This is a genomic window from Thalassoroseus sp., from assembly GCF_984380535.1.
In genome coordinates, this window is record NZ_CFHRBF010000003.1 from 305,089 (window position 1) to 319,669 (window position 14,581).

The window sequence follows — 14,581 nt, forward strand, 5'->3', positions numbered from 1 at the left end:
ACTTAGTTTGTCATGAATGACATTAGTAACCTGCGAATGGATCTTACGGAATTGATTGATGCCGTTTCTCGCGTTGTGTGGTAGCCAGTCGTCGGGATTTGCAATGTGGTGCCCGTGATCCTTCCTTGCGACGCGGAAACGAGACGACCTAGTTCAGTGCGTCCATATGACAATGGCGTGGCTCGGGTCTGGTTCACACGTTCAACATACTCGTCCTTGAAACTAAACGGAATCGAAAGATCTTCACAGCGATTGGCAATTTCTTCAGTTAACTCTTTGGCAAATTCACCGTTCGCATCTTTGCGTCTGAGAACCACATCCTGTTGGTCGGCTAGTTCTCTTGTGGGATATGGACTTGTATCGAGCACGATCAGTCGCTTGGTGGTAATTTGTTGTCGCTGAAACCACGCAAGTGCATAACGCCAACTACGCCCGGCTTCTTCCTGCGCAGTGAACAATGCCGTTCCTTGAAAACCATTTCTGTATAGGTCGATTAAAATTGCCACACTTAAAACGTTATCGAGTTGAGCCGAGAGGTAACCGTTTTGGACTTGCAACCGGTCTAAGAAGGAAATTGGTGTGCCGGGTTGCACGTAGTTCAAGCCCTCGAGTTCAAAGGTGAGGTTTTTTCGTTCCGGACACACGCTGGATTGTGTAATGATGCCTTGACCAAGGTAGGTTCCCGTGTAGGGCAGATGGGCTTGGACCCGTTGACCGACAAACCGGTCAGCGATTGAATCCATCATCTGCTCGGATACCGAGTCTCCGGTTTGCTCACTTTGATTGGATACTAAAAACGCTGCATACTGAAACTCATTCGGTCCCGTGCAGAGTAAGCCGTGTCGATCGATATGTGCTGACAGAATCAGCGAAGACGGATCGCTACCTTGGGCGACGAGCACACCTTGAAAATAACTGGTGGCTATTCCGACTTCTTCAAGTTCCCGCCGCAGTGAACGAAAGAAAGCATCTTCGGTACCGACCACCGAAGGCTCACGGATCAAAGTTTGCAGTGTTGCGATGAAACCATCAATTTCCAAGGGAGTTCACTTTCGAAGTTGCTAGGTACGGAGTGAGCTGTCTTTGACAATCTAGGGAGCAAATATGTCACCTAGGATTTCTGAATGAGTGGTCCAATCAACGTTTCGAATCGATTGCGAATGTCCGGCAGTGGGTGTTGGCGAAGCGTTTGTATTTCCTTTTCAGAAAAGACAAACTCGTTCTCTGCAACCCACTTGGCAAATGCCGTTGCCCGTTGATCGGTTCGAAGTAGTGCTTCCAACGCAAGTTGGCGATTGCGATCGTTAAGTTTCGGGAGAGTCGCAAATAGCAGATCAGTTGCTGATTTTGTATTGATGTCAGATAAGCCGCTAATGGCTCCCATTTGTAGTTCGCGTGAAGCGGACAGGTAGGTTTTCAACACGATCACAGCGTCTTCAGGAGGCAGCAAAGCCACCATTCGGAGTGCATCATAGCGTGTTCCGGAACGGATGTTTTCGTCATGGGCCATCTTCACTGCTTTGGCGAGCGCCCCCGGCCAATTTGCTTTGACTGCTGGTAAGCCTTCGAGTATCTCATCAAGCCGTTTCTGAGGCCACAAGCCAAGTTGCGAGACACCGTTAATCAGGCCGCCGCCAAGAACGACGGCTTGCCAATCTTCGAGCGTGTCCGCCGATTTGGGAACACTGATTTCCAAGAGATCACGGATTTCGCCGCCATCGTTACGTTTCGCAACAGCCATCGAGACTCGCCAAATCCAGGGAATACGCCGATACTGTTCCTTGATGTCTTTCGGATCGAGGTCTGATACCAAAAGACTGATAATGGCCGGCCCCATGCCTGGGCGTTGGTCGATCACTCGCTGACGTCGTTCGATCGATTGCGTATCGTCCAAAAGGAACGGTGCTATTTCAGGGGCTCGGCGTGGCAACTCGGTTTCGGTGACATCGTGAGACGCGAACATCGGGGGCTGCCCGGTTGGAACCAAACGGACTTCCCGCAGGTCGAGAAGTGCTTGTTTGACCGGTCCGGCAGCCCGTACCGTTATCGAGTGTCGACCTGCTGCGATTTTCGTTCGCCCGATCTTGGGCTGTCGATAGCGATCCCATCCGCCTGTGCTGGTAACTGTGCCAACGATTGGTGTTGCTAGACCGTCGATGCGGAATTGATCTCCCGCGGCCGAACTGAGACAGGCAAAGTTCAGATACACATCGAAATCCGTTGTCTTCGGCACTTCGATTTGCCACGTCACGGTGTCACTGACATCGTGCCAATAGCCAATATTTGAGAAGTCCGTCTCATAGGTAATATCTTTGCCGCGAATCTCGGCAACTGTCGCTGTAAGTTTGAGATGACTGTTTTCATCAGGGTGAACGACACTTGGTTGATTACCATCAAGTGTTTTGGCTGGCGACTGAAAGCTTGTTAGGTAGGCGATCACATCGCTGAGGTCCTGTTCCGAGAGGTCCCGCTCCAAGCCTTCGGGCATCAGGGACTTCTGAGACGACCGCAAGACTTCAATGTCTTCGCGAGCGATCGTATGTTTCTTTCCGCCGGATTCTTTCAAGTGAATACTGCCGACCGATTCTTCCGTGATCAGCCCAGCGGTGACACGTCCATCGACGGTCGCAACCGTCCACGATAAATATCGCGCATCGACCTGTTGGTTCGGATCGAGAATCGCAGTGAGCAACCAACCGGGATCGCGGACGGTAAGTGCCTGCAAGTTCGGGCCGACAGTGTGGCCGTGGTCTTCTAATCGGTGACATGCAGCACAGTGTTTCCGAAACACCACTCGCCCTCGGTCACTGTCCCCGATCTCATCAAGTGTCGCCAGCATCTTCTTGACGATCGTCGTACGATCGGTTTGAGTCGACCCGCCAAACGCTGCTAATGCTTGTTCTCGTACCGTTGGGGCGACGTGCGACAGCAACTTTTCACGGCGATTGGCGTCGAAGCGATCGGTCCGAATGCGGCCGTCCTCGATAGCCTTTAGCAACTCGCCCGGTCCCGTCTGATGATTCAACAGCGTATCGATGATGTCGGAACGAAGTTCGTTGCCGAGTGAGGCATATGCCTGGGTGAGCAACTTCGGTGTCTGCGATGATCCTGTTGCGACAACGGCATTCAACGCCTGTTTTTGAAGCACAACGGAACGTCGCGGCACAAGAAAACGAGCCAAAATCGTGGCGCGGCTGTCGGCCGAAAGCTCGGTTCCAATTTGGCTATTATCCGCCACAGATATCGAATAACCGCCAAACGGTCGGCCAAGAATCCGAAACGCCGCGTGATACTCATCTTCCGGGGCATCTGGCGACTTGATGACGGACAAAGCGTTCAAAAAAAGCGTCTCAGCTTGTTCCGATTGTTGGAACCCTTCGGGTAAACCATCCTGAGTTGCTCGACGATCAAGCGCCGTCAGAACCGATAGCCACGATTCGATAGCCAACTTGGTCGGCAACGGCTCGACAGGTGGGAGGTGTCGGGCGAGCACCTCTTGAAGGGTTGCCGCGTTACCAAATCGCACGGCTAGTACTAAGAGCTGCGACCAAGATGCAGAATTCCGACTCGCGGTCGGCAACTCTGCAAACGCATGCAGAACTTTCTGTGCGTTGTAAGACGAAACAGAGTTCAACGCGGCAGTGCGAACGTAGGAATTCTGTTCGTTTGAACTTGCTAAATGTGCGAGGGTATTTGCCGATTCTTGGCTGTTATCAAAACCCAAGGACAATGCGACTTGCCGACGGAGTCGCGTGTTTTCATGGCTCGCCAATTCGATGACGGCTTTTCGCAATTCCGGCGAGCGATCGAAGAAAGTTTCGCTCAGTTGCACAGCGAAACGTTGGACATCGGCATTCTGGTCATGCAGACCTTTGAGGACATCGTCGGGTTTCAGTACTGCCAACCCATCGAGGATCGCTAGCGATTGCAGTCGGGCTGCAGGATGAGATGAAGTTGTCGCAACCGTACGGATTGTTGATGCGGTATCGGTGGCTTTTTCCCAAAGAAGACGTTGGTGGACGAGATCCCGAATGACCCCATTGGCAGAATCGAGTCGCTTCGCCAATTCCTGATCAGATAGCTGCGATAGCTGGGGAATCGCGACTTCTTTCGTGTTCCGTTTTCGAGGCAAGACCCGATAGATCCGGCCGCGTCCTTGTCCGGCGTAGACGTCAAGTTCATCGCGGGTCGACTGCGGAATCCAACGCGAGTGTTCGATCACGAAGCGGTACATGTCGACAACCCACAGGGCACCATCGGGACCGGTCCGAGCTTGTACCGGTCGAAACCAGCGATCGTTTGAACTCAGAAACTCGCGTGATTCCTCACCCGCGCCTCGTGTCCCGACGTAATCCGGTTCGGCAGCCCGGAAATCAATGCGATGCACCGATTGGTGGACCGGTTCGCAAGTGAAGGCGTCGTTGATAAAATCGCTGCCGAGCAGTGTGTCTCGATAAATACCGAGTCCGCAGGCCGAAGTTGCATTACCGGGAGCACCTGACAACTCGAACCGCACGAGATTGGCCGGCGGTATCAGTCGCTGGGCTTCCGCGGCGATCTTGACGGTGGGCACCGGTGCCGGGGTGGCGAACGGATTGCGAGTTTCGTATCTCTCGTCCGACGGAATTGAACGCAACAGGGTTCCGTTCGAACAGCCGAACCAATCACCCCAATCATTCCGACAACGCCCTTGCTGCGTTCGTCCACTGACCGCTTCGATAATGCCCTCATCGGGTTTAATTCGAAAGTCCCGATTTTGGCAGTCCACCGTTTTCCCGGTTTCTGGATTGGTAATTTGGCCACCGAATAGCCCCGAGGCACCGTAAACCCAATTATCCAATCCGAGACGCAGACTGTTGACCCGTGCCTGCGCATTGCGGACTTCAAAACCGGTGAACAATTTCGAGATTTTGTCCGCACGTCCATCTTGATCGGTATCACGAGCATAGAGGATGTCCGGAGCATCACAGATTAGAACGCCGTCACGCCAGACTTTCACATCGGTTGGAAAGCGAAGACCGTCAACGAATGTCTCGGCTTTCTCGAAGTAACCATCGCCGTTCACATCTTGCAATCGGCGAATGCGGCCTTGTTGCGGAAATGTCTCGTAGACGTCGCGACCGTAGTCATTCATTTCCGCGACCCACAAGCTGCCATCGGGGCCAAAGTCGATTGCTACGGGATCGGCAATTGCCGGTTCGGCTGCTGCTAAGACGACCTCCAAGTCCGGTGCGACCTGCATCGTCTTGAGAGACTCTTCGGGAGTTTTTGGAGCGATCCCCCGTGTTCCCTGGTTGACTGCGAATTTCTTGGGGACTTGGCGTCGCACCTCGGTGACGATCTTTTCTTCTAACCCTGCTTTCAGCGTGTTCGGCAATGCGAAGTACGGAACTTCGCCCCCGCCGCCGTAACCACCCTCTTCTAACAACCGTTCCGAGGGGATGTAGCAACAAAAATCATTGGAGTAGGTATTCAGCCAAAAACGCTCCTTGTCGAACTCGCCTTTGAGTCGCAAGGCGTAGTCGACGCATACCTCACCCGCCAGAAATGTCATGCAAAAACTGTCGCCGAGCGTCCAGGTCTGGATCGGATAGTCGATCGCTGTGAGCAACGATTCACCCCGGTCCAACCGATCGAGTTGTGTTTGGGCGTTGTAACGATCTGTCGGTCGGCCTTTCTGCGTTTGGGCGACGAGTTCCTCTTGTGTGGGAGGTGGGTTGAGCGGAAGTGAAATGTTTCGGATGACGGCTGAGGGTGTGCCCGAAAGACGTTTCAATTCGCCGCCAAGTAGCCGTTCGACTTCGGTGGCAATTTCGACTCCTTGCGCCTCAGCAACTTGCACGTTGTCGCCGGTCACGCCGGAGATAGGGTTTTGATCGGACCCTGCCCCGATCGAAACCAATGCCACGCTGCCCGGCAAGCGTCGCTCAATCATCGTGGCGGCGTATCCGGCCCAGTCACCGTTGATCCGATTGAACGACAGCGTCACGCAGTGACACGCATACGAAACATAGACCGCACGTGGTCGACCAGTCTGTACGTCACGAACCACAAGCGTGGGTAGATCATGATCGGTCGGTCCACCGACGGTCCGTCGATTCTTCGCGAAATGCGCGCTGCCGATCGCGTACTCTAAGTGGGCCGGCTGCATCGATTCCAACGCTTGTTGAGCCGCCTGATAAATCAGGTCTGTCAACTCGCTGGTGTAACGATCGATATGTTCTTGATGCTCTTTCGGAATCGCTTGGCTGAAAATGTTGTCGCATGCGCCGTTCACTTTGGGCGTACAATGCGAGTGGGTGAACGTGATCGCCAAATTTTCCGGCGGTATGCCGTGAGACTCTTTCAGCCGTCGCGCGACTTCGTCCCGCATGGGTTGACGAATACCAAGACTGTCGAGCGTCACGAGAACCAGCGGTTTGGTGGTCTTCTTCGTGTCGGTGTGTTCCGCGATCGCCAGAGCTTTAGCGTAGATTGGCTGCGAAACGCCTTCCGATTCTTCCCGACGATTGCCAAAGCCGTTGAGACGGATTGGATAGGTGGGCGTGATGTCGACTGCGGAAACACCCACGTCGTAAACGTCACCGCAAAGCCCCAAGCGGCTGGAAAACAGCAGCACAATTGCTACCCGACACAGCAAGGGCAGTCTACGAACGAATTGGTCTCGGTTGCACCTGGCCCAGACTGGTTGTGTTGCCGTTCCACTCATCAAACCCAATCGCATGACACGTCTTTCCCGACCAACCGAGACGCAAAGCGCAATCGCGAATCGATGGCATCTCAAATCTAATGGAGTTCCACCGGAGGATTCTCCATCAATCGTCGAGGAAAGTAAACATTCACAAGCGGGTTTTGATTTGTGTTTACTCGGGAGGCTCTACGGACCTTGAAATAATGGGCAGTCAGGCGATTGATTTCGCCTTTTGCCCTTCAAAGAGTCCCGACCGATTAACACCGAATCATTCGTCTGGGGGAATGCGTTCTTCGATCAACCTTTTGGCGTGACCGATTGGTGTTCTGATGTCTTCGGCTTCGATCGGCGTCGTTTCCGCTTCTTGGCGGCGTTCTTAGGCTGTTCGCCCTTCGGTTGCCAGCGGTTTCGTTGCGTTTGCGAATTCTTGCCCTTGCCGTCGAAGCTGCGGTTTGGTCGCTTTCGTCGTTTGCTCGGCTCTGCGGTTTCGGGTTGTGGCTCTCCATTGATCATCAGAAGTTTCCGACCGATCAGTCGTTCGATCGCACGAAGTTCGTGACGTTCTTCGTCTGAACAGAACGAGATCGCCACGCCATCCGCACCCGCTCGGCCTGTCCGCCCAATTCGGTGGACATAGTTCTCTGGTTCTAACGGCAGGTCAAAATTGATGACGTGGGTGATGCCGTCTACATCGAGTCCACGAGCAGCCACGTCAGTCGCCACCAATACCCGAACGCGGTCTCGTCGAAAGGCATCAAGTGCTTTCTGACGTGCGTTCTGCGACTTATTGCCGTGAATTGCAGCAGCTTGAATTCCCGTCCGAAGCAATCGCTCGGCTACGGTATTCGCACCACGTTTTGTCTTCGTGAAGACAACCGCTCGTTCCACTTCAGGATCTTTCAGCAGTGTCTGCAAGGAATCGCGTTTCTCGCCATGCTTGACAAACTGCACCCGCTGATCGATTCGCTCAACGCTCGATGATGGAGGATTGACCGTGACAGTGACCGGGTCACTTAACAACTGCGCTGCCAACTGGCTGATCTTCGGAGAGATTGTCGCCGAGAAAAACATCGATTGGCGTCGCTTTGGCAGTTCGCTGATGATCCGCCGTAGAGCTGGGAGGAATCCCATGTCGAGCATTCGGTCGGCTTCGTCGAGGACGAAGGTTTCGAGTTGGTCGAGTTGAATGTGCCCCTGATTCATCAGATCGATCAGTCGTCCCGGTGTGGCCACGACCAAGTGAACACCGCGGTTCAGGGCACGAACCTGCGACGTTTGACCCACGCCTCCGTAAATCACGGTTTGACGATAACGAACGAATTGCCCGTACGTTTGGAAGCTCTCCGCGATCTGCATGGCCAACTCACGCGTTGGCGACAGAACCAGGGCTCTGGGAACTCCCGATTGAGCGGCTCGGCGGTCCGTTTCGAACTGATTCAAAATTGGCAACGCAAATGCTGCGGTCTTACCGGTACCGGTTTGAGCCGACCCCAGCACATCGCGTCCGTCCAGCAAATGAGGGATTGCCTGGGCTTGGATGGGCGTTGGGGTTTGGTAGTCTTCGGCCTGGATTGCCTGCTGAATGGCATCGGCCAAGTCGAGTTCTGAGAACGATTGAATATTCAAGTGGATCATCCAAATGTGGAATGTACGCAAAAGTTGAAGGGCGATAAATCGAGACCAATGACGATCGACATCCGATCATCGCAGATGACACAATTACTACTCGATCTTCGCATTCAACAGAGTGACCGTTTTTGCGAAAAAGATTGGGCACTCAATGGAGGAAGCGGCGGGGGCGACTTCCCAACGGCCATTCGTCCGGAAGTTCGAACTTCGGCCCTCGAGAAATGCCAGCAGAGAGCTGTGCTGCTATGAGAAGAATGACGCCGAGTCTTCGAGGATCAAGATCGGTCGAGAACTGGGTCACTCCCGGCGGGTTCGCTTCATCACCGAGCAGCAAACACACCGGTCGGCCCCGACATTGTAACGAAAGTTCAAAACTCAGCTAGTTCAGAACAGGTGGTTTCTCGATACTTTCGACAGAAATTCCGATGTCCGCTTGCGAACATTCTCCAGAATGACCGCCAAAATTTCATTGCGAAAGAAAACCCCATAGCAGTATTGTAGAGTTGCACACCTCTGGCCGGGTTGTCACTCAGTGCCGGGCCTCGCTTTGTCGCGTTACACAATGGGATTCCTGCCATGTCGCTCAACAACTGGTGGAAACAGCTACCAATTCGACTCGTCGATATCACCGGTTTGCGAGCAAAATCCCGTCGGAGACGACGCATCGGCGCTGACGTGATCGTTGCAGCAGAGGTTCTCGAAGATCGCACACTGCTAGCGGCCATCACCGTGAACACGACGATCGACAACACCGCTGACGATGCCTTCCTCACGCTTCGGGAAGCGATCTTGCTGGTCAACAACAACGGCAATGCCTCAGCCGCACTGGGGCGTAGTCTCAGTAGTGCCGAACAAACGCAAGTGGACCTATCGGAGGCATTCGGTGTCAACGACACCATCAGCTTCGATGCTGCCCTGTCGGGCGGCACGATTACCCTCCAAATTCAACCGACACTGCCGACTCGGTTGGAGATTGCCGCTTCGGTTGCTATCCAAGGTCTCGGTGCAAGCCAGCTTACCATTGACGGCAACTTCACGACGCAGCTGGTCTTTATCGACGGACCATCGGCCACTGGCCCAGTCGTGTCGCTGAGTGATCTATCGTTGGTCAACGGGATCAGTCTCAACGGTGGAGCTGTGCAGAACATTGACGGAGACCTCACGATCAGTCAAACGACAATTTTTAATAACTCCGCCAGTGGCGACGGTGGTGGGGTCTACAATGAGATGGGCCGACTGACGATTGTTGCGTCGACACTTTCGAATAATGAAACCAACGGCAGTGGCGGCGGAGTTTACAACTTAAGTGGCGACGCTGAAATTTCCGATTCGACGCTTGTCGGTAACCAGGCTGGTGTCGATGGTGGCGGCGTATTCAGCTCGGGCGATGGCGCGATCATCAACTCGACGATATCCGTCAATGAAGCAGCCCGCGACGGCGGTGGAGTTCGTTTACCAACCGGTTCTGGGGCAATCATCAACAGCACCATCTTTGGTAACATCGCCGACAATGATGGAACAAGTGATGGCACCGGCGGCGGTGTGAACACGACAGGCAATCTCAACTCGACAATCGGAATTTACAACTCGATCGTTGCCGGTAACTTGGTCGGTGACCTCGTGTCTCGCGGCCCCAGCGACATTGTCGTCGAAGCGACCGGCCTTGGCCAGCACAACTTAATTGGAGACCCCAATTCCGCCGGTGGATTTGTGCATGGGCTCGCAGGGAATATTGTCGGTGAAGACAACGGAATTGGCGGCCGAGCGGTCCTCAACGTCACCCAGACGCTCGACACCACTTTGCAACATAACGGCGGTTTGACTTCCACGCACGCCCTGCTCGCTGGTAGCCCGGCAATTGATGCCGGCAGCAACTCTGTCGCAACGACGCCCGGCGATGACGGCATTCCCGGGACTAGCGATATCGACGAGTTTCTTCTCGTGTTCGATCAACGCGGCCAGGGATTTAGTCGTGTTGTGGGGTCGGTCGTCGATATCGGTGCCTTTGAAACGCAGATCGCCGCCCCGCCTTACACAATAGTATCGGTATCCCCCGGCCAAGTCGAAGGAAACAGCGGCACAAAGACATTTCAATTCACCGTCACTCGCAACGATACATCGATCAGCGAAACACTCGACTTCTTCGTTTCTAGTCAAACGGCGACTGCCGATGACTTTGGTGGAACCCTGCCCAATGGCAGCGTCTTCTTTGCGAGTTCGCAGGCAACCGCGACCATCTCCATTACTGTCTCCGGCGACACCACCGTAGAACCGGACGAAGAATTTACAGTCACGCTAGGCGTCTTGAGTGGCATAAATTTTGTCGTCTTGGCATCGACAACAGCCACGATCTTCAACGACGACATTGCACCTCAAGTCGCCGATGTCGATGACGAACCGATCGCTACCGCCGCGATCAACGGCAACGCATTCCGAGAGGTCGTCGGCGGAAACTTCGATGCCTCTCCCATCCCAGGCTCTGCACCTCTCAACACAGACGTCTTGGACACAGCGGCCGCCAGAGCATTGATGGACGAAACAACGGGGGCCAATGGTCTCGCGGATGACCTCTTCTTCTGGGACCCGGCCACAGGGGAACACCGGATTGTTTTCGGGAACGGAGTTGTGCAATCCAACCCATTCCCTACGACAGCCATCAATGGCAACGATTTTACAGTGGTGTTGTTCGGCCAATTCGATGAAGGCGGCGGCAGCGATTTGTTCTTCTGGAATCCGCAAACCGGGCGAAATCGACTCATCCACGTGACCGGCGGAACCGGACAGGTCGTTGGCCAAATCGAAACTAACATCGTGCCACAGACTGCCATCAATGGGTTCGACTACAACGCCGTCGTTGCGGCGAACTTAGATAACGGTGGTGCAGAAGACCTCTTCTTCTGGAGTCCACGTACCGGCAGAAACCGTTTGGTTCACTTCCAGACCGTCACGATGGCGGCATCGACCGACGGAGCCAACTTCGAGTCGGATATTATCGATCAGACGTTCATCAATGGCGAAACGTACGAAACCGTCTCAGTGGGCCAATTTACAGGCGGCCAATTGCCCGAATTGTTGTTTATCAGTCTGCAATCAGGAGAGAATCGTATCGCTGCGTTAGTCGATGTCATGCCGGGCGAATCGACGATGGCCGGTGAAGTTCAAACCAACATGTTGCCACCCGAAGCTTTTAACGGCGGTGATTTTGAACGGACTGAGATTGCTGATATTAACGGCGACGGCATCGATGACGTATTCGCATGGAACATGGCGAGCGGTGCCAACCGCATCGCAATTGTCAGCCCTCTGCCGGTCGATCCCGCAATGATCGTTGACGACGCAATCGCCAGAGGAGCCATCAACGGCAGCTTCTCGCGATTAGAACGACAATCCGGACAGTCAGACCGCGACGAACTATTCTTCTGGGACCCCGCAAGCGGTAAGAATCGCAAAGCGTTTACCTAACAATCGTCAAACCATCTCCCGTCGTCTTGCCATACAGCAAACGGAAAAAACCATTCAACGCAGATTTGCAAAGAAAACCCAAACCAATTGACTCCACAGAAGTTCGACGACATCAAAACCTCAACTCGACCCCAGTAGCAAGTGCGAAATGCACTCCGTTCGCATCACAGAAATCAAAATAACCGCTCCCCGACTCCCACCCCCGTGCCATTTCCCTACTCGCCAACGCATGCTAGAATCACCAACCCAACGCACACCAACCACCCGCCCTCGTAGCTCAGCAGGATAGAGCGTCGGTTTCCTAAACCGAAGGCCGTGGGTTCGAATCCCGCCGGGGGTATTTTCTACAGCTTCCGAAAAACCCATGCTCCGACTGTGGTGCATGGGGTCTTTCGTTTTGCAACGATGTTCGCCGTTAACGACCGACTACCCTGTATTTGATACATGCTGGTCGAAGCTGAGGACGCACTGCGTTGGCGGCTTTCGTGCGTTTTTTGTGGCAGAATCTGTTCATTGAGATCGTGCCGATGATATCTCACGTTACTGGCGCGGGAGCAGATCGGTGAGCGTGGCCAGTTGGCTAACCGCACGCAACTATCGGACGATTGTCCACTGCAGACTTCTGTCACTCACTGTTTGACCAGCAGGAAAAATGTGACGTTTGCAGGTTACTCAAAATCTGGTCTGCCTGCTTCGCGTATTGGGCTGGTGACAACTTGCGAGCCTTTCGCGCGTGATAGCGAGCTTCGGTCGGCCGCTGATACGTCTGGTAAAACTTTGCAGCAAGTAGATGGTTTTCAGCTGTCGGAGCGATTTCGATGAGTTTCTGATATTCCTCGTCGGCCCGTTCGATCTGACCGCTATGTCGATCGGTAAAACCCATGCCTCGCATTGCTTGTGCTGCAAATGTTTTCGAATTTTCGTTCTGTGGTTCCTGCTTACATAGTTCATAAGCTTGGGCATAGAGGTGATGACTATTCTGCCAATGTCGCGAATGCTCCTCTAGCGTAGCGGCTAAGAGTATGGGACGAGGATCGTTCGGAATCATCTGGTGGAGTCGAGACAACACTCGCAGCGCGTTCTTGCGTTCGCCAAGCATTCCGAACATGCGAGCTCGTTGAAATTGAGCGGCCGGGGGGGCGTGCGGATATAGGGGGCGACTGATTGCCCGCCGGAGTTCGCGAATCGTCGAATCCAGTTCCCGGTTCAATCGATCCGCTGTCATTGTCCCGATAGGCTGTGAGGGATGAATCAATACGATTTCTTTTGCAAACTCATTCGCCTCTACTAGACGGCTTTGCTCTAACAGCTCTGTGATAACAGTTGCCAAGACTTCACATCGAGCTAATGAGTATGTGTAAGGGACAATAATAGAAAACAGTAAAACGAGAAGTGTTAAAAAGCCACGTGCGACACGCGAAGTCCACTTCGCCCGTTTCAATGCAGGCGGGGCCGAAACGAGGAGTATGCCAAGGGTTAGCAGGTAGACCGAGAACGATTGGCAGACCTGCCGGGCTAACGTCGCATCTGACATCCAGTCATCGGTTCTGGACCAGCAAATGGCGAGAACAATTACTCCGGTAAATGCTGAGGCCACTAGAAATCTTTGTTGACTGCGTCCGCAAACTCGCATCAATAAATTCGTTGTCAGCAACGCTGGTGGAATGCTGAAAGCGAGTGTGATTAAGACGAGATCCCACCAAGCTATCAAGAAGGTCATTTAATAATCTCGTGATACACTTGTTCTATCATGTGCTATGTCGCGCGGGACTGTCGCCAAATTAAGCCATCGTAGGCGTAGTGCAAGAATGCCACGATGACATTCGCGGTTAACCAAATCGGTGCCCAATGCCGGTTCATAGCCCAACCGGAAAGACCCAATGTCACCGCAAACACCCCGAATGTCAGTAGCCATTGTGGGGCTAGTCGTGTTAATGTGTCTTGCTCCTTTAAGTTGCGATCAGCTTGTTTCTGAACGGACCAAGTTACAATCACCAGGTATTCGCTCGCATGAAATAGGGCGGAGACCGTGGCTACCACCACAATGAGGGTATTTACCTCGAAGCGAACACACACGAGCATGGTCAGGAACAACGCATATACGCTGGCGAGATACACGGTTCGTCCAACAAGAAATACTGGCCGAAAGAAAATCTCTCGGGTGATCGTCATCAGAACCAGAGCAATGACAAGCCAGTCGGTGACTTGAAGAATCGTCTTTGCGTCGCTGCCTCCCCAACCGGCTCCAGCGACACGTGCTATGATATAAAGAAGGAGCACCCGCATTGTCCACTTATCGAACGAATTTGTGAAGGTTCCGCCCGACAGGCCAACCCGTTCATAGAGTCGAGAAATACCGTGATGCTGTGCGGCGAAATGCCAAGCGTTCCATAGGTAATCAATCAGCAGCAAGCATGTCAGAGCACCGGTCGCAATCTGAGTGCCGACACACAGTGTTACGATCACACTGGCAATTCCGATATAAAGCAGTTTATGCCGTCCAAAACGCTTGGAGTTGCCAACAACTAGCAACAGAGTCACCCAGCGGTGTGGTGCTGTGACAAAATAGACCTGCCAAAAACGCAAGCGTTCGTGGCCGATCGTCTCTCCTCCTAGTGCGACTAGCAGAACGATTGGCCATGCGACATTGCAGATAAACAGAAGATCCACAAGGGGACTGATAATCCATTGTTTGCCCTGCTTCGGCTCCGCGGGGCGCATATCTGTGCTATCAAGTTCTTCGTTTGGGATCTGTTGACTCTCGATCATCGTGCTTGTAGATGATGGAGCGTTCTGCAT

Annotated in this window: 6 protein-coding genes and 1 tRNA gene; 2 read left to right on the forward strand and 5 right to left on the reverse strand. The window is 53.5% G+C overall.

Features of this window, described 5'->3' with window-relative positions:
• Nucleotides 1-2: 2 nt before the first annotated feature.
• From AC5DDB_RS05585 to AC5DDB_RS05595, 3 genes are all read right to left on the reverse strand, one after another.
• Nucleotides 3-1,040, reverse strand: a complete 1,038-nt coding sequence (locus tag AC5DDB_RS05585) for a peptidase M42 (protein WP_491738701.1) — start codon at nt 1,038-1,040, stop codon at nt 3-5.
• 71 nt (nt 1,041-1,111) lie between these two features.
• Nucleotides 1,112-6,619, reverse strand: a complete 5,508-nt coding sequence (locus AC5DDB_RS05590; protein WP_491738702.1) for a neutral/alkaline non-lysosomal ceramidase N-terminal domain-containing protein — start codon at nt 6,617-6,619, stop codon at nt 1,112-1,114.
• 369 nt (nt 6,620-6,988) lie between these two features.
• Nucleotides 6,989-8,317: a DEAD/DEAH box helicase gene (locus AC5DDB_RS05595; protein WP_491738703.1), complete on the reverse strand. Its 1,329-nt coding sequence runs from the start codon at nt 8,315-8,317 to the stop codon at nt 6,989-6,991.
• Between the two features lie 579 nt (nt 8,318-8,896).
• On the opposite strand from AC5DDB_RS05595, the gene AC5DDB_RS05600 reads away from it, so the two are divergent.
• Together AC5DDB_RS05600 and AC5DDB_RS05605 are read left to right on the forward strand one after the other, a co-directional pair.
• Nucleotides 8,897-11,782, forward strand: a complete 2,886-nt coding sequence (locus tag AC5DDB_RS05600) for a choice-of-anchor Q domain-containing protein (RefSeq protein ID WP_491738704.1) — start codon at nt 8,897-8,899, stop codon at nt 11,780-11,782.
• 266 nt (nt 11,783-12,048) lie between these two features.
• A tRNA-Arg gene (locus AC5DDB_RS05605) sits at nt 12,049-12,122 on the forward strand.
• A 285-nt stretch (nt 12,123-12,407) separates the two neighbouring features.
• On the opposite strand, the gene AC5DDB_RS05610 is transcribed toward AC5DDB_RS05605, so the two are convergent.
• Together AC5DDB_RS05610 and AC5DDB_RS05615 are read right to left on the reverse strand one after the other, a co-directional pair.
• Nucleotides 12,408-13,316 carry a tetratricopeptide repeat protein gene (locus AC5DDB_RS05610; RefSeq protein ID WP_491738705.1) on the reverse strand — a complete coding sequence of 303 codons (909 nt, stop codon included), beginning with the start codon at nt 13,314-13,316 and terminating at the stop codon, nt 12,408-12,410.
• A gap of 221 nt (nt 13,317-13,537) precedes the next feature.
• Nucleotides 13,538-14,581 (reverse strand): hypothetical protein, encoded by a 1,044-nt coding sequence (locus tag AC5DDB_RS05615; protein ID WP_491738706.1) that lies wholly within the window; start codon nt 14,579-14,581, stop codon nt 13,538-13,540.

What these genes read in the sequence shown, in the direction of transcription:
- AC5DDB_RS05610 (WP_491738705.1), bottom strand. Translation starts at nt 13,316, where the DNA reads ATGTCAGATGCGACGTTAGCCCGGCAGGTCTGCCAATCGTTCTCGGTC.
- AC5DDB_RS05615 (WP_491738706.1), bottom strand. Translation starts at nt 14,581, where the DNA reads ATGCAGAACGCTCCATCATCTACAAGCACGATGATCGAGAGTCAACAG.
- AC5DDB_RS05600 (WP_491738704.1), top strand. Translation starts at nt 8,897, where the DNA reads ATGTCGCTCAACAACTGGTGGAAACAGCTACCAATTCGACTCGTCGAT.